This is a genomic window from Nocardia sp. CA-136227 (assembly GCF_050955695.1).
In the GTDB taxonomy this organism is placed as follows: domain Bacteria; phylum Actinomycetota; class Actinomycetes; order Mycobacteriales; family Mycobacteriaceae; genus Nocardia.
The window spans coordinates 7,563,274-7,577,932 of record NZ_CP192081.1; the positions used below are offsets into that span (position 1 = coordinate 7,563,274).

Annotated in this window: 16 protein-coding genes; 10 read left to right on the plus strand and 6 right to left on the minus strand. The window is 67.4% G+C overall.

From position 1 onward, the window contains the following. Positions 1-13 precede the first annotated feature (13 nt). A complete protein-coding gene (locus tag ACQP06_RS34985) occupies positions 14-1,969 on the plus strand; it encodes an acyl-CoA dehydrogenase family protein (RefSeq protein ID WP_433669399.1) in 1,956 nt (651 codons plus the stop codon). A 59-nt stretch (positions 1,970-2,028) separates the two neighbouring features. Here ACQP06_RS34985 and ACQP06_RS34990 read toward each other — a convergent pair whose 3' ends face one another. Both ACQP06_RS34990 and ACQP06_RS34995 read right to left on the minus strand, forming a co-directional pair. After that, positions 2,029-2,517: a hypothetical protein gene (locus tag ACQP06_RS34990; protein WP_433669401.1), complete on the minus strand. Its 489-nt coding sequence runs from the start codon at positions 2,515-2,517 to the stop codon at positions 2,029-2,031. 146 nt (positions 2,518-2,663) lie between these two features. After that, positions 2,664-3,092 (minus strand): hypothetical protein, encoded by a 429-nt coding sequence (locus ACQP06_RS34995; protein WP_433669403.1) that lies wholly within the window; start codon positions 3,090-3,092, stop codon positions 2,664-2,666. Positions 3,093-3,321: 229 nt separating this feature from the next. Between ACQP06_RS34995 and ACQP06_RS35000 the strand changes: the two genes are divergently transcribed. Together ACQP06_RS35000 and ACQP06_RS35005 are read left to right on the plus strand one after the other, a co-directional pair. Beyond that, positions 3,322-4,308, plus strand: a complete 987-nt coding sequence (locus ACQP06_RS35000; RefSeq protein WP_433669405.1) for an alpha/beta fold hydrolase — start codon at positions 3,322-3,324, stop codon at positions 4,306-4,308. Between the two features lie 182 nt (positions 4,309-4,490). Beyond that, a complete protein-coding gene (locus tag ACQP06_RS35005) occupies positions 4,491-4,778 on the plus strand; it encodes a hypothetical protein (protein ID WP_433669407.1) in 288 nt (95 codons plus the stop codon). A 12-nt stretch (positions 4,779-4,790) separates the two neighbouring features. Here ACQP06_RS35005 and ACQP06_RS35010 read toward each other — a convergent pair whose 3' ends face one another. Beyond that, positions 4,791-6,113 carry an acetyl-CoA acetyltransferase gene (locus ACQP06_RS35010; RefSeq protein ID WP_433669408.1) on the minus strand — a complete coding sequence of 441 codons (1,323 nt, stop codon included), beginning with the start codon at positions 6,111-6,113 and terminating at the stop codon, positions 4,791-4,793. A 335-nt stretch (positions 6,114-6,448) separates the two neighbouring features. Here ACQP06_RS35010 and ACQP06_RS35015 point away from each other — a divergent pair, with 335 nt between their 5' ends. From ACQP06_RS35015 to ACQP06_RS35030, 4 genes are all read left to right on the plus strand, one after another. Beyond that, positions 6,449-7,279, plus strand: a complete 831-nt coding sequence (locus ACQP06_RS35015; protein ID WP_433669410.1) for a hypothetical protein — start codon at positions 6,449-6,451, stop codon at positions 7,277-7,279. Positions 7,280-7,319: 40 nt separating this feature from the next. Continuing rightward, positions 7,320-9,248, plus strand: a complete 1,929-nt coding sequence (locus ACQP06_RS35020) for a fumarate reductase/succinate dehydrogenase flavoprotein subunit (RefSeq protein ID WP_433669412.1) — start codon at positions 7,320-7,322, stop codon at positions 9,246-9,248. Positions 9,249-9,250: 2 nt separating this feature from the next. Next, positions 9,251-9,997, plus strand: a complete 747-nt coding sequence (locus tag ACQP06_RS35025; protein WP_357274730.1) for a succinate dehydrogenase/fumarate reductase iron-sulfur subunit — start codon at positions 9,251-9,253, stop codon at positions 9,995-9,997. A 146-nt stretch (positions 9,998-10,143) separates the two neighbouring features. Then, the gene (locus ACQP06_RS35030) at positions 10,144-10,341 is read left to right on the plus strand and encodes a hypothetical protein (protein ID WP_357098833.1); all 198 of its coding nucleotides are present in this window, start codon (positions 10,144-10,146) and stop codon (positions 10,339-10,341) included. Between the two features lie 99 nt (positions 10,342-10,440). On the opposite strand, the gene ACQP06_RS35035 is transcribed toward ACQP06_RS35030, so the two are convergent. After that, the gene (locus tag ACQP06_RS35035) at positions 10,441-10,644 is read right to left on the minus strand and encodes a DUF397 domain-containing protein (protein ID WP_357274734.1); all 204 of its coding nucleotides are present in this window, start codon (positions 10,642-10,644) and stop codon (positions 10,441-10,443) included. Next, positions 10,641-11,528 (minus strand): helix-turn-helix domain-containing protein, encoded by an 888-nt coding sequence (locus ACQP06_RS35040; protein WP_433669414.1) that lies wholly within the window; start codon positions 11,526-11,528, stop codon positions 10,641-10,643. The genes ACQP06_RS35035 and ACQP06_RS35040 overlap by 4 nt, the downstream gene beginning before the upstream one ends. A 253-nt stretch (positions 11,529-11,781) precedes the next feature. On the opposite strand from ACQP06_RS35040, the gene ACQP06_RS35045 reads away from it, so the two are divergent. The 3 genes from ACQP06_RS35045 (at position 11,782) to ACQP06_RS35055 (ending at position 13,659) form a co-directional block, all read left to right on the plus strand. Continuing rightward, positions 11,782-11,985, plus strand: a complete 204-nt coding sequence (locus ACQP06_RS35045) for a hypothetical protein (RefSeq protein ID WP_357088694.1) — start codon at positions 11,782-11,784, stop codon at positions 11,983-11,985. A gap of 343 nt (positions 11,986-12,328) precedes the next feature. Beyond that, a complete protein-coding gene (locus ACQP06_RS35050) occupies positions 12,329-12,796 on the plus strand; it encodes an N-acetyltransferase family protein (RefSeq protein ID WP_433669415.1) in 468 nt (155 codons plus the stop codon). Positions 12,797-12,798: 2 nt separating this feature from the next. Continuing rightward, positions 12,799-13,659: a hypothetical protein gene (locus ACQP06_RS35055; protein ID WP_433669417.1), complete on the plus strand. Its 861-nt coding sequence runs from the start codon at positions 12,799-12,801 to the stop codon at positions 13,657-13,659. A 9-nt stretch (positions 13,660-13,668) separates the two neighbouring features. Here ACQP06_RS35055 and ACQP06_RS35060 read toward each other — a convergent pair whose 3' ends face one another. Beyond that, positions 13,669-14,652, minus strand: a complete 984-nt coding sequence (locus ACQP06_RS35060; RefSeq protein WP_433669419.1) for an SCO2521 family protein — start codon at positions 14,650-14,652, stop codon at positions 13,669-13,671. Positions 14,653-14,659 lie beyond the last annotated feature (7 nt).

Genomic DNA, 14,659 nt, shown 5'->3' on the forward strand with positions numbered 1-14,659 from the left:
CGAGGAGGACATCATGGCGACTGTCGCCAAAGTCGACGCCACCGAAGAACAGGCCCGAGCACTCGTCGAGGAATCCCGCGAAACCACCTGGGCCAAGCCATCCTTCGCCAAGGAGATGTTCCTCGGCCGATTCCGGCTCGACCTCATCCATCCGTTCCCCCGCCCCAGCGCCGCCGACGAGGCCAAGATCGAGGCCTACCTGACCCGGCTGCGCGCGTTCTGCGAGACCATCGACGGCCTCCGCATCGAGGCCGAGGGCCGCATCCCCGACGAGTACGTGCGCGGGCTGGCCGAACTCGGTTGCTTCGGGCTCAAGATTCCCGAGGAATACGGCGGCGTCGGGCTCTCGCAGGTCGGCTACAACCGCGCGCTCATGCTGGTCGGTTCGGCGCACGCCAGCCTCGGCGTACTGCTCTCGGCGCACCAGTCCATCGGCGTGCCGGAACCGCTGAAGCTGGCGGGCACCCCGGAACAGAAGCGGGAGTTCCTGCCGCGCTGCGCCAAGGGCGCGGTCAGCGCGTTCCTGCTCACCGAACCCGATGTCGGCTCCGATCCGGCGCGCATGGCCTCCACCGCCACCCCGACCGCCGACGGCGAGGCCTACGAACTCAATGGCGTGAAGCTGTGGACCACCAATGGCGTGGTGGCCGAACTGCTGGTGGTGATGGCGCGGGTGCCCAAGAGCGAGGGGCACCGCGGCGGCATCTCCGCGTTCATCGTGGAGGCCGACAGCCCCGGCATCACGGTGGAACGGCGCAACGGGTTCATGGGTCTGCGCGGCATCGAGAACGGCGTCACCCGCATGCACAATGTGCGGGTCCCGAAGCGAAACCTGGTGGGGCGTGAGGGCGACGGGCTGAAGATCGCGCTCACCACCCTCAACGCGGGCCGCCTGGCGATTCCGGCCATGTGCACCGCGGCGGCCAAGTGGTCGTTGAAGATCACGCGGGAATGGTCGGCCACCCGGGTGCAGTGGGGCCGCCCGGTCGGCGAGCACGGCGCGGTCGCCACCAAGCTGTCCTTCATCGCCGCAACGACTTTCGCGCTGGAGTCGGTGCTCGACCTGTCCGCCACCATGTGCGACGAGAACCGCAACGACATCCGCATCGAGGCCGCGCTGGCCAAGTTGTGGGCCTCGGAGATGGCCTGCCAGATCGCCGACGAACTGGTGCAGATCCGCGGCGGCCGCGGCTACGAGACCGCCGCCTCGCTGCGGGCCCGCGGCGAAAGGGCGGTCCCCGCCGAGCAATTGGTGCGGGATCTGCGGATCAACCGCATCTTCGAGGGCTCCAGCGAGATCATGCGCCTGCTCATCGCCCGCGAGATGGCCGACGCCCACATGGCCGCCGCCGGCGCCCTGGTCGACCGCAATGCCGAACTGAAGGACAAGGCCAAGGCGGCGGTCGGCGCGAGCGGCTTCTACGCCAAGTGGTTCCCGCAACTGGCCGTCGGCGCCGGTACCGCCCCGGTGAGCTACGGCGAGTTCGGCCCCCTCGCCCGTCACATGCGCTACGTCGAACGCATGTCCCGCAAGCAGGCCCGCGCCCTCATGTACGGCATGGCCCGCTGGCAGGCCAAGCTCGAATACAAGCAGGGCTTCCTCGGCCGCATCGTCGACATCGGCGCCGAACTGTTCGCCATGGCCGCCGCCTGCGTCCGCGCCCAGTCCCTCCGCGTCGCGGGCAGCCCCGACGGCGAGGCCGCCGAAGAACTGGCCGAAGTCTTCTGCCGCCAGTCCCGCATCCGCATCGAGCGCCTCTTCGACGCCCTCTGGTCCAACACCGACGACGCCGACACCGACCTGACCCGCGGCATCCTCGACGGCCGCTACCGATGGGTCGAAGGCGGCGCCCTGGACCCGAGCGAAGGCACCGGCCCCTGGATCGCCGAATGGCAGTTCGGGCCGTCGGTGGAGCCGAACCTGATCCGCCCGTTCCTGCCATCCACGAAGACGGGAGCCACGACCTAGGCGGATCGGCCGAGCGGCTGGCGGACACCCGGATGCCGAAATGGGTGTCCGCCTGCCGACTACAGGCCGAGAGCGCTCAGCAGACCACCGAGAACCGGAATCGAGTCGGCGCTACCGGTCTTGGGCGCCGGAGCCGGCGCCGGGGTCTGCGTCACAGTCACCGTGATCGTCTGCTGCGGGATCGCGTTCGCCTCGGGCGTGAGCTGTTCGGCCACGATGGTGTGCGTACCCGTTGTCTTCGGTGTCCAGGTGAAATACGCGTTCCCGGCCACCGCGACCCCATTGGCGTCGTAGATCGCGGTCGGCCCCACGGTACCGAGCACTGTGCCGTTGTCCGAGAACGTCACGGTGGTATTGAGATAGAACCCGCCGCCGAGGCCTGCCGTGAGCTTGTACGGGGTGTCCACATAGTGATCCCCACCGGCGTTCTCGATCGACAGACCGTAGACGCTGGCAGCCGCCATCGGCGCTGCCAGGACCGCGGCCGACGCGGCGACGGCGAAGCCCACGGCAGTGAAACCGGAACGGCGGATTCGAAGATCGAGCACGTTGGTAGATCCTTTTCCTAGCTCAAAACTGAAGGCACCCAGCGGGATACCGCGGAGAGGTTGAAACAGAATGCACGCCGTTTCTGACCGAGGGTGCAATAGAAGTCTGCCGATATCTAGTGACTTACCTATATAGCGGCAGATTCTCAGGACGAGGGGTGGGGGGCGAAGGCTCGGGCCCAGATCTCGCGGAGGGCGATGGCGAGGAGGACGGTCGGCAGGGCGGGGAGGATGGCGGAGGTGCCGTGGCCGCCGCAGCCGGTCGGATTCACCGACCAGAGCACGATGGCGGCGACGAACGGGGTGCCGACGGTCATCAGGCCAGGGAGCAGGCGGCCGACCGCGGCCGCTTCGACCGCGGCGGCGATGATCAGGACGAGGAAGGCTATGACCGCGATCGGGCTGGCCGTGCAGAAGCCGTCGGAGGGGATGTAGTCGGCGTAGCTGCGGGGCATGTCGGTGTCGCCGGTCCAGCTGAAATCGGCGCCGGCCGGCCACAGGGTCGCGACGACGAAGACCCACCAGCACACGTGGCCGGTGATATGGACGAACCCGAACAAGCGGTCTCGTGTCACCGGGTCAACTTTAGTCGTGGCTTATCTACGAGTTTCTATTGTTTTCGCTAGATCTAAGTAGATATTCATGAGGTGCAAGTTGCCGAGGGCGGGGAGGATCCGTCGGCAGGCTGTATAGATCAGCGGAGACAGTTGGACAACTTGTGCATAACGCCTGGTGTGGGGGGTTAACGCCGGGGGCATCCATTCCGACAACCGGGCAAGAAGGCGCACTCTTCAGGAGGACGTCATGTCCACGCTCAACTCTCGCGCGGCCGATTTCGACGGCCGCCACATCACCGTCACGGCGGATGACGGCGTGCCCCTCGCGGTTCGCGAGTTCGGCGCCACCGATGCCCCGGTCACCGTGGTGTTCGTGCACGGGCACTGCCTGCGCGCCGAATCGTGGGCGTTCATGCGCGGGCACCTGATGGAGACCTGGGGCGAGGACACCCACATGGTGTTCTACGACCATCGCGGACACGGTGATTCGGGCAATGCGGACCCCTCGACCTACACCATCGAGCAGCTGGCCAAGGATCTGGACGCGGTGCTGCGGTCCGTGGTGCCGACCGGACCCGTTGTGCTGGTGGGGCATTCGATGGGCGCGATGACCGTGCTGGCGTACGCCCGGCTGCACCCGCTGGCCATCGGCACCCGGATCGTGGGCGTCGGCCTGATCTCCAGCGCCGCCAACGGCGTGACCCGGGTGGGGCTGGGACGGCTGCTGAGCCCGCCCGCGGTGAGCTCGCTGCGTGCCGCGGTGAAGCGCGCGCCGCGGGCCATGCAGGCCTCGAAGCACCTGAGCCGCCGGATCTTCGAGCCGATCATGCGCGATGCCACCCTGGGCACCCGGAAGGTGAGCCCGCGCATGCTGGCGGTGGCGACGGCCATGCTCAACGACACCTCGCTGCTGACCATGGCCAGCTTCCTGGAGTCGCTGATCCAGTTCGACGAGTCCGCGACCCTGCACCGGCTGGGCTCGATTCCGGTGCTGGTGCTGGCCGGGTCGGCGGACATCATGATCCCGTTCGCGCATTCGGTGGTACTGGCCTCCCAGGTCGACGACGCCGAGCTGGTGCGCCTGGACGGGGCCGGGCACAGCGTGATCCTGGAGCGGGCCGAGGAGGTGGCCGCGGCGGTGGTCGGGCTGGTGGCGCGGGCGACCGCGGCCATGCGGGCCGGGGACCCGGATTTCGGCCCCGACGGCGGTCCCGAGTACGCCATCGCGGGGTAGCCGGAAGCCGCTCGGCAACGGCCCGATTCGTGGATCTGAAACGTGTCAGACCCCAATTCGAGCCCTCTCGACAGGCCCTCGACCAGCAAATATCCATCGCGAACGAGACGAATCCCGCATGATCACGTACTGTGTTGTAGATCACGATGTGTGGTCTGTCACACGGGTCGAGGAGGTTTTCGATGACACGCAGCGAGATTGCGGAACTCCGCTACGCGGTTGGCCAGCTCCGCCAGTGCGTGGGCGCGTTGCGCTCGCACTACGGAGACGCGGGCACCGTCCGCCGGCTGGAGAACGATCTGGAGCGGCTCAGCATCGATGCCGACGAGTTCGAGCAGACCCCGCCGCCGGAGTCCCCCGCCGCGAAGCAGGAGACGATCTACGTCCCGGACGCCAAGCACGACGAGGCGGCTTGGATGGGCGCGCAGGACGAGGGTCTCGGCTTCCACTCCCGTCCCCGCACCGAGTAGTCCCGACGATCCTCAGGGCCGGTGGCGACCCCGGCCCGGCCGTCTGCCGCCCGCACCACGGAAGCGGGCCCCGCGCGGAGCCTCGGAAACCGGTGTCCGATCCGGTGATTCGAAGACCGCGGCCAGGGCGCGGCCGGCGCCCGTCGGCGTCACGGCGAGCCCGAGGCTGCCGTCGCGCCGCGCCAATTCGTGCAGCATGGTGGTGACCATGCGCAGGCCCGCGGCCCCGCCCGGATCGCCCAGGGCGATCGAGCCGCCGTGCACGTTCAGCCGGTCACCGGCGGTGTCCGTGAGACCGCCGGTGTGGCTCACGAGACCCAGGGTGCGCGCCACGGCCAGCACCTCCACCGCGGACGTCTCCTCGACCTCCAGCAATTCCAGTTCGGGCAATCCGACTCCGTTGCGCCACAGGGCCTTCGCGACCGCGGCTGTCGCGGCGGGCGCCGTCGTCCCGGCGGCCGCGCCGGCACTGGCCCAATCCGTCAGATAGCCCAGGGGTTCGAGGCCCAGATCCACCAGGCGATCCTCCGCGACCACCAGGCAGGCCGACGCGGCGAGCCCGCGGGTGCTGCTGTTGGCCGCGGTGGACACGCCGCCGGACCGGAACGGGGACAGTGCGGCGAAGGCGCGTGGGGAGACGTCGTCGCGCAGGCCTTCATCCCGGTCGACCAGACGCACCACGTCCGAACTCGGGTCGTCGGGCCGTGAGCACACCACCACCGGCGCGATCTCCGCGCCGAAGACGCCTTGGCGGTGCGCACGGGCGGCGCGGCGGTGACTCGCGGCGGCGAAGTCGTCGGCGGCGCCGCGGTCCAGACCGTGATCGTGGGCGAGTTGTTCGGTCAGCAGCGATTCCGCTTGTCCGCGCGGCGGTTCGGCAGCCCAGAGCGCGATCTGCTCGTCGGTGCTGGGCCCCGCGGGGTCCCCGGGCCCGGGACGGGGCGCCGGAAAGAGCGGCACGCTGGCCGATTGCGCATCGAATGAGTCTGCTGCGCAAGGGTATTCGGAGCCCACGGCAAGAACCACATCGGCCGCGCCGGTGCGCACCATCATGGCGGCGGTGACCAGGGCGCGTAGTCCGCCACCGGATCCCGTGCCCACCGCGAAGTCACCGAGCTCGGCGGACAGGCCGCAGTGCGCCAGGGACGGGCGGATGGCGTCGAAGTCGGGGACCGCGGTGACCAGCTGTTCCACTCGCTTCGGGTCGATACCGGAACGGCCGAGCACCGCCGAAAGCACTGTTCCGACCAGACGGTTCGGTGACACCGCGGCCAATGCTCCACCGGGCAAGCCCACGGGCGTGCGCATCGGCATCACGATGGCGGCTCGTCTCATCAGCGGCTCCCTTCAGCCCTCATCAGGGGCACAGGCCACCACACCGTTGTTGCTGCCGTGTGACGGCGTGTAACCGGCGGAAACGACACCCCGGAGCTGCGAAATCCCGAATCGCCCAATCCCCGTGACAGCCCGCCGGGTTCGCGCGATTGCCGTTAGTTCACTACGCGAACGAAACATGAAAGCTCGCAGGAAATGTGGCGTAAATCACGGGATCACGAAATAGCTGATGCGAGCTCGAGTAATAGCACTCCTGTCGTAGGGTGCTCACCATCACATTCGATGCCGGAGGTAACGATGACGTTCCACGGGGTAGAGCAGCGAGGCATCCAGCAGTGAGCGCCGCACCAGTCAAGGCTTCTGAATCGAGTACCGGGGTTTTCAGCAGGGGTCGGGCCGCCATCGCGGCACGGACGCTGCGCACCGACCGGTGGTGGTTGCCGCCGGCATTGACGGTGCTCGGACTGGGGGCGTTCGTTGTCTACGCGACCGTCAGATCCTTTGTGCGGACCGCGTATTGGGTGAACGACTTCCACTATCTGACACCGTTCTATTCGCCCTGTCTGAGCGCTTCGTGCGTCGAGGGCTCGAGCCACTTCGGCACCCCGATCGGCAACCTGCCCATGTGGATTCCGCTGGGCTTCCTGGTGCTGCCGTTCCTGTTGCTGTTCCGGCTCACCTGTTACTACTACCGCAAGGCCTACTACCGGTCGGTGTGGATGTCCCCGCCGGCCTGCGCCGTGGCCGAGCCGCACGCCAAATATTCTGGGGAGACCAAGCTTCCGCTGATCATCCAGAACGCGCACCGCTACTTCTTCTACGTCGCGGTGCTCATCTCGGTGATCAACACCTATGACGCGGTGATCTCCTTCCACGCCAAGGACGGTGGCTTCGGCATCGGCCTGGGCACGGCGATCATCACCGGGAACGCCCTGCTGCTGTGGGCGTACACGCTGTCGTGCCACTCCTGCCGGCACATCGCGGGCGGGCGGCTCAAGCACTTCTCGCAGCACCCGGTGCGCTACCGCTTCTGGACCGTGGTGTCGAAGCTGAACACCCGGCACATGCAGTTGGCCTGGACCACGCTGGGCACGCTGGTCCTCACCGATTTCTACGTCATGCTGGTCGCGAGCGGAACCATCTCCGATCCTCGCCTCATCGGCTGACAGTCCTCTATTCCTCAGTCTCCCAGGAGTATTCGGTTCCATGCCTGAAGTCGAGCGGCACAAGTACGACGTCGTCGTGATCGGTGCCGGCGGTGCCGGTCTGCGTGCGGTGATCGAGGCCCGCGAACACGGCCTGTCGGTGGCGGTGGTCTGCAAGTCCCTGTTCGGCAAGGCGCACACCGTCATGGCCGAGGGCGGCTGCGCGGCCGCCATGGGAAATGCCAACGAGAAGGACAACTGGCAGGTCCATTTCAAGGACACCATGCGCGGTGGGAAGTTCCTCAACAACTGGCGCATGGCCGAGCTCCATGCCCAGGAGGCCCCGGACCGGGTGTGGGAGCTGGAAACCTATGGGGCGCTGTTCGACCGGACCCCGGACGGGCGGATCAGCCAGCGCAACTTCGGCGGCCACACCTATCCGCGGCTGGCGCACGTCGGTGACCGCACCGGCCTGGAGATCATCCGCACCATGCAGCAGAAGATCGTCTCGCTGCAGCAGGAGGATTTCGCGCAGACCGGCGACTACGAGGCGCGGATCAAGATCTTCGCCGAGTGCACCATCACCGAACTGCTCAAGGACGGCGACAAGATCTCCGGGGCCTTCGGCTACTGGCGGGAATCGGGCCGCTTCATCCTGTTCGAGACGCCCGCGGTGGTCATCGCCACCGGCGGTGTCGGCAAGTCCTACAAGGTGACCTCCAACTCCTGGGAGTACACCGGCGACGGCCACGCGCTCGCGCTGCGCGCCGGGGCCTCGCTGATCAATATGGAGTTCCTGCAGTTCCATCCGACCGGCATGGTCTGGCCGCCCTCGGTGAAGGGCATCCTGGTCACCGAGGGTGTGCGCGGCGACGGCGGGGTGCTCAAGAACTCCGACGGCAAGCGGTTCATGTTCGACTACATCCCGCCGGTGTTCAAGGGGCAGTACGCCGAGAGCATCGAGGAGGCGGACCAGTGGCTGAAGGACAACGACTCCGCCCGCCGCACCCCGGACCTGCTGCCCCGTGACGAGGTCGCCCGCGCCATCAACGAAGAGGTGAAGGCGGGGCGCGGCACCGAACACGGCGGCGTGTACCTCGACATCGCCTCGCGGCTGCCCGCCGACCAGATCGTCAAGCGGCTGCCGTCCATGCACCACCAGTTCAAGGAGCTGGCGGACGTGGACATCACGAAGGAGCCGATGGAGGTCGGGCCGACCTGCCACTACGTCATGGGCGGCATCGAGGTCGACCCGGACACCCAGGCGGCGAAGGTGCCCGGCCTGTTCGCGGCCGGTGAGTGCGCGGGCGGCCTGCACGGATCCAACCGGCTCGGCGGCAACTCGCTGTCGGACCTGCTGGTGTTCGGCCGTCGCGCCGGGCTGGGCGCGGCCACCTATGTGGAGCAGCTGGCTGCGCGGCCCAAGATCTCCGACACCGATATCGCCGCGGCCGCGAAAGCGGCGGTGACGCCGTTCGATCCGCCGGACGAGGGCCGGGGGGAGAACCCCTACACCCTGCACATGGACCTGCAGCAGACCATGAACGACCTGGTCGGCATCATCCGCAAGGAACACGAGCTGAAGCAGGCCGTGGAGAAGCTGTCCGAACTGCGCGACCGCTACGACCACGTCACCGTGGAGGGGCACCGGCAGTTCAACCCGGGCTGGCACCTGGCCATCGACCTGCGCAACATGCTGCTGATCAGCGAATGCGTCGCGCAGGCGGCGCTGTTGCGCACCGAGAGCCGCGGCGGCCACACCCGCGACGACCACCCGGGCATGGATCCGGTGTGGCGGAATCAGTTGCTGGTCTGCACGATCGGCGACGACGAGGTCGGCTTCTCGGTGCCCGCGGTCACCGTCACCTCCGAGGCCCAGATCCCGATGCGCGCCGAGCTGCTGCGGCTGTTCGACCTGGCCGAACTCGAAAAGTATTACTCCCCCGCCGATCTCGCGGAGCTGCGGGACGACGCCGGAAAGGCGGAATAGCCATGGGTTATCAGGCGAAGTTCAAGGTGTGGCGCGGCGATACCGAGGGCGGCGGCCTGCACGACTTCACCGTGGAGGTGAACGAGGGCGAGGTGGTGCTCGACATCATCCACCGTCTGCAGGCCACCCAGGCCCCGGATCTGGCGGTGCGCTGGAACTGCAAGGCGGGCAAGTGCGGTTCGTGCTCGGCCGAGGTGAACGGCCGGCCGCGGCTGCTGTGCATGACCCGGATGTCGACGTTCACCGAGGACGAAGTGGTGACGGTGACGCCGATGCGCACCTTCCCCGTCATTCGCGACCTGGTCACGGATGTGTCGTTCAATTACCGGAAGGCGCGCGAGGTTCCGTCGTTCACGCCGCCGGTGGATCTGAAGCCCGGCGATTATCGGATGCAGCAGGCCGATGTGGAACGGTCACAGGAATTCCGCAAGTGCATCGAGTGTTTCCTGTGCCAGAACACGTGTCACGTCGTGCGTGATCACGAGGACAACAAGCACGCATTCTCAGGCCCGCGTTACCTGATGCGAATTGCGGAACTCGAAATGCATCCTCTCGATGTGGCGGATCGCCGCGATCTGGCTCAGGAGGACGCCGGGCTGGGCTACTGCAATATCACGAAGTGCTGCACCGAGGTGTGTCCCGAGCACATCAAGATCACCGACAATGCGCTGATCCCGCTCAAGGAACGCGTGGTGGACCGGAAATACGATCCGATCGTCTGGCTGGGAAACAAACTGTTCCGTCGCTGACGAACACCACAGAAGATCTGCCACCGGGGCCCCGCGCACCAGCGCGGGGCCCCGGATTCCCAGCGCTGGAAGTTGATCACGAAACGGCAGCCGTTCGGCAACGAAACCATGTTTACGCGCGTTAAAACATGGGTATCCAACTATTCGTGGACCGAGGACTGAAGAATGCACGTCCCCGGTACCGCAAATTGGGTCCTGACGACTGGGTCGAACGGCTGATCGTAGGGATGCTCTTCGCGGTATCGGCGATGGGCGTATACGTACTGACCGGCGCTTTGATGCCTTCGGTCGCGATCGGTGTGCTGGTGGCCGCCGTCGCGATCGGAGTAGTCGCGATTCTCTGAGTGTGATCGTGAACGACTGATACCGAGGTGCGCGGGCCCAAGAGCCCGCGCACCTCGTTCAGTTCTCTCAACGCTCGCGAATCGTCCGCCGCACGCGAATCACCTGTCGAAGCACCCGTTTTCGAGGCCGGCGGTGAACGACGACCACTCCGCGGCGCCGAACACCAGCGCCGGCCCCTGCGGATTCTTGCTGTCCCGCACGCCGACCCGGCCCGCGGGCAGGAACGCCACTTCGACGCATTCCTTACCGGCCCCGCTGCGGCTGCTCTTGAACCAGCGGGCCCCGGAAAGCTCCACACTCATGCCGAATACTCCTTCGCCACCTGCCGCAGCAGGCTTCTGCTGTCCTGGACGTCCAACGCGCAGCGTTCCAGCCCTTCCTGGGCCCGGCGGTAACGCTGAACGTCGCCCTGTCTCTCGAGATACAGATCGCCGGTGAACCCCTCCACGTAAACCACCGGGGGCTCCACCGGCTGCCCCTTGCTGTCGGATCCGAACTCCAGGATCACGAACGGGCCGGTCGAAAGTCCCAGGGGGACACCGGCGGCGAAGGGCAGGATACGCAGGACGACATTGGATCGTGTACTCAGTTCCGCCAAGTGCCGCACCTGCGCCGCCATCACCCTTGCACCTCCCACCAGGCGGCGCAATACCGATTCGTGCAGCACCATGGCGATGGCGGCCGGGTGCATGCGCCGGGTGATCATGGCCTGGCGCTGCATGCGCAGCTGAACGCGCCGATCCACCTCGGCCACCGTCTCTTCCGGGTATCCGAGCCGGTTCAGGGCCCTTGCGTAGTCGGAGGTCTGCAGCAGGCCCGGCACCAATTCCGATTGGTAGCAGGACAACTGCTGCGCGGATGCCTCCAAACCCACGTAGACGTCGAAGTTCTCGGGAATCAGGTCGCCGTAGGAGTGCCACCAGCTCTTGACGGCCGCCTGCTGTGCCAAACCCTTGAGTCCGTCGGCGATCTGGACGGGGATCCCGTAGATCCGGCACAGCTCCTGGATGTCGATGGTGCGGATGCGGTCCGCGTTGCCCTTCTCCAGCCGCTGCAGGGTGCTGGCGCCCCACTCCATCAGCTTGGCGGCCTCGGCGATGGTCAGTCCTGCCTGGATACGCCAGTCCCGTAGGTAGCGGCCGAGCTGGCGGCGCGGCAGTGTGGATGACGCGGGACCTTCTGACACAACACGCTCCATTCGCGTTCGCGGGCATGGATCGGGGGACGCGAGGTTCGTCCACTATGGAGAATCGTCCTCTCCCAGGTGGATTCGCTGCTGGGAATTCGCGCAATTTTGCGTTCTCCTTGTCGAAATTCGCCCGCTTGGCGTCTGCTCGTGGTGTGCTAGATGTGTGCCCGGAGCGGTGTAGCTAGGCCCCTTTCCTTTCCTGAACCTCCGGGCACTTCAGGAACCAGCGGGAACGAGGAGTGGTCTGGACATGCAACTGACGTCCCTCAATTTGCACATCGCCGTTTTGTCGCGCTGCCGCCGGGATCCCGGGGTGATGACCGCCGAACAGGCGCACGCAGCAATGCAATTGCACCTCGATTGCACCGTGCAGACCTGCAAGGTGCGTCGACGAGCCCGGGCCACCCTGGTGGAGGAGGGACGGTGCGTGCTCGACGAGCGCGCGTTGCCATGACGGCCGTCGATCCGGCGCACTCGGGCTTCGACCGGGTCGTGTATCGGCTGTTGTGGCTGGTGCTCGACGCCCGTTCCACGCGCCATCACACCCGGAAGATTTCGCGGCCCGGGACATACCGGGGAAGGCCCCCGGCCGCGATAAACGCTGCCGCACAGCGCTTTCGAACGCCCCGCGCCTAACCTCCGGGCAGCGGCGGCGTGGTCCCCACCGCGTGCAGCAGCGCGGTTCGGCCCGTTCGTTCCACAGACGGCGGGCGGGCCGAACCGCACCCAACCCTCGGCGTGACGCTTACCCTGGAATCCATCGCACTATGCGCCCGGGGTGGAGGGGAACACCGTTGTTGGCCTTCGAAGAGCCGGATATTCCGGTATGTCGGACTGCGTCGCTCGCGGATCTGGACGCCATTCGGGCGCTCGAGGTGGTCGAGTTCGAGCATCTCGCGTATCCGTATTTTGTTCTGCGGCAATTGTTCGAATTGCACGGAGCAAACTGGACGGTTGCTGAAGATGCGGGGGAGGTGTGCGGCTATGTCCTCACCGCCATCGACGGCGACAGCACGGCGTGGTTCCTCGGCTTCGCCGTGGCTTCCGCGTGCCGCGGCCGCGGTTTCGGCCGGGTCCTGCTGGAAGCCGCACTGGCCCAATGCCGCAAGGTCCACGCCGAACAGGTCTACGTGACCGTGAAGCCGGGCAATCGCACCGCCTACCACCTGTACAAGGAGGTGGGCTTCGCCTGGGCGGACCATGAGCCCAGCTACTTCGGCGCCGATGAGCCCCGAGATGTGCTGGTGCACAGGATCTATCATTGATCATGCTCGAGAGAAGCGCGCCGTCGTCACCCTTCGTGGCCGATATGAGCATGCGGATCGAGCGCCACGCCGACGCCTACGGCGAGAGCATCACCGAATTCCTGGCCCAGCCACACGGATTGCGCCGGCGTGCCACCGAACAACCCCTGCTGGATCTGTTCACCCGGCACACCGAGGCGGTGGTCGCCACCTACGATCCGCCCGGAATCCGCCGGGCCGGCGACAGTCTCGTCTTCGGCCACATCTACGCGCCCGCGCTGCGCCGCCCGGCCGGGCCGGATCCACAGGCCGTGCCGGTCAACGAGCTGCTCGCGGCGCTCATCGCCGCGGAGGTCGAGTTCCGGGGTCCGCTCCGGTTGAGCCGCACCCAGAATCGGCTGCTCGCCGAGGCATACGAACGTCTGGGCCGTCCGCTGGTCCAGGCCGGACTGCCCGGCCATGCCGCCCTGGCCTATCGGCGCGCGGGCAGTCTGTACCGCATCGACGAGGACACCGACGCCGAGGACCGCTGCGGGCTCGCGCTGTCCCGCGCCCGGCGTCAGGCGCAGCCGCAGGCCTGGCGCCGGCTCGGCGGCCTGGTCCCGGATCTGGTCTGCGGCTACGGGTATCGGCCGTTCCGGATGCTGTGGTTCGTGGTGTTCCAGCTCCTGGTATTCACCGGCGCGGTGGCGTTGCGCGCGGAGCAGCCGGTGGCCGTGACCGTATACCAGGTGCTGATGAACTACCTCAACCCGCTCGGTATCGGCGATACCGATCACCTGCGGGTGGGCGGCCGGGCGGTGTTCGTCACCGAGGCGTACACCGGCGCGGTCACCATGTCGGTGTTCTTCGCCCTGTTGGTGCGTCGCTGGTTCCGGCTCTGAGAACAGTCCTCACCACTGCACGGTGCTGATCTTGGAGCTGCGCAGCGCCTCCAGGGTGGCCACCGCCAGCCGGTCGCGCAGGTGCCCGACCTGCGCGGTCCACTGCCGGGTGAAGCCGGGATCGGATTCCAGCCGGGTCCACAGTTCACGCAGCCGGGGCGGGGTGTGCGCGCCCGGCATCCACAGGTGCACCAGCTGTTCGAGCAGGGGAGCCAGTTCGCCGGTGGGATCGCGTTCGAGCACGGGACGATTCGCGTCCGACAGCGCGGCGGCGAGGGTGGACAGCAGCCAGTCGTGCACGGCGAGATCTTCGCAGAAGCGCTGCACCCCGGCCAGATCCCGGACGGTCGGCACCATGATCCGGACCGATCGGGTGTTCTCGTCCTCCAGCCGGAAGGCGAACAGCGTCCGCCCCCGCGCGCTCCCGTCCACCGGCGGCGCGACCCGGGCGGCCCAGCGCAGCCGGGTCGCCCCGGAGTGCACCGGCGGGTCCTGGTCCAGCCGCGGATCGTTGCGCACCCGGGTGAGCAGTCGTTCGCTGATCGAGCCGAGGTCGAGGGTGGTGGCGCTGGACGCCTCCAGGAAGCCCTCGGTGAGGTCGACCGCCGTGGCGGTGTCGTCGCCGATGCGGTGCACCAGTTCGACGGTCCCGACCCGGTTCAGATAGTGCGACCAGGCCCGCCGGTTCTGATTGGCCGCCCGTACCACGGTGGAACAAGCCGAACTCTGGATCACCCGGCCGCCCACCAGCACCGCGTGCGCGGCGACCGTGCCGATGGCCCGGCTGTCGGACCGCGACACCGTCGCCAGTCGGCAGTCCACGCCCACCGGTGTAGTCGGCGAGATGGCCAGCGCCAGTGGGCGCTCCCGCATCAGCACCCGCTGCCCGGGCAGCAGCGAGAGCAGGGCGGACGCCTCCCGCGCCGCCAGTCCCCCCGCATTCGGCAGCAGCGCCGTGCGCACCTCCCCCAGCAGGACCAGCGGATCGCTCATAGGGCGG

What these genes read in the sequence shown, in the direction of transcription:
- ACQP06_RS35055 (WP_433669417.1), top strand. Translation starts at nt 12,799, where the DNA reads ATGCTCGAGAGAAGCGCGCCGTCGTCACCCTTCGTGGCCGATATGAGC.
- ACQP06_RS35035 (WP_357274734.1), bottom strand. Translation starts at nt 10,644, where the DNA reads ATGAGTGTGGAGCTTTCCGGGGCCCGCTGGTTCAAGAGCAGCCGCAGC.
- ACQP06_RS35010 (WP_433669408.1), bottom strand. Translation starts at nt 6,113, where the DNA reads ATGAGACGAGCCGCCATCGTGATGCCGATGCGCACGCCCGTGGGCTTG.
- ACQP06_RS35005 (WP_433669407.1), top strand. Translation starts at nt 4,491, where the DNA reads ATGACACGCAGCGAGATTGCGGAACTCCGCTACGCGGTTGGCCAGCTC.
- ACQP06_RS34985 (WP_433669399.1), top strand. Translation starts at nt 14, where the DNA reads ATGGCGACTGTCGCCAAAGTCGACGCCACCGAAGAACAGGCCCGAGCA.
- ACQP06_RS35045 (WP_357088694.1), top strand. Translation starts at nt 11,782, where the DNA reads ATGCAACTGACGTCCCTCAATTTGCACATCGCCGTTTTGTCGCGCTGC.
- ACQP06_RS35000 (WP_433669405.1), top strand. Translation starts at nt 3,322, where the DNA reads ATGTCCACGCTCAACTCTCGCGCGGCCGATTTCGACGGCCGCCACATC.
- ACQP06_RS35060 (WP_433669419.1), bottom strand. Translation starts at nt 14,652, where the DNA reads ATGAGCGATCCGCTGGTCCTGCTGGGGGAGGTGCGCACGGCGCTGCTG.
- ACQP06_RS35020 (WP_433669412.1), top strand. Translation starts at nt 7,320, where the DNA reads ATGCCTGAAGTCGAGCGGCACAAGTACGACGTCGTCGTGATCGGTGCC.
- ACQP06_RS35025 (WP_357274730.1), top strand. Translation starts at nt 9,251, where the DNA reads ATGGGTTATCAGGCGAAGTTCAAGGTGTGGCGCGGCGATACCGAGGGC.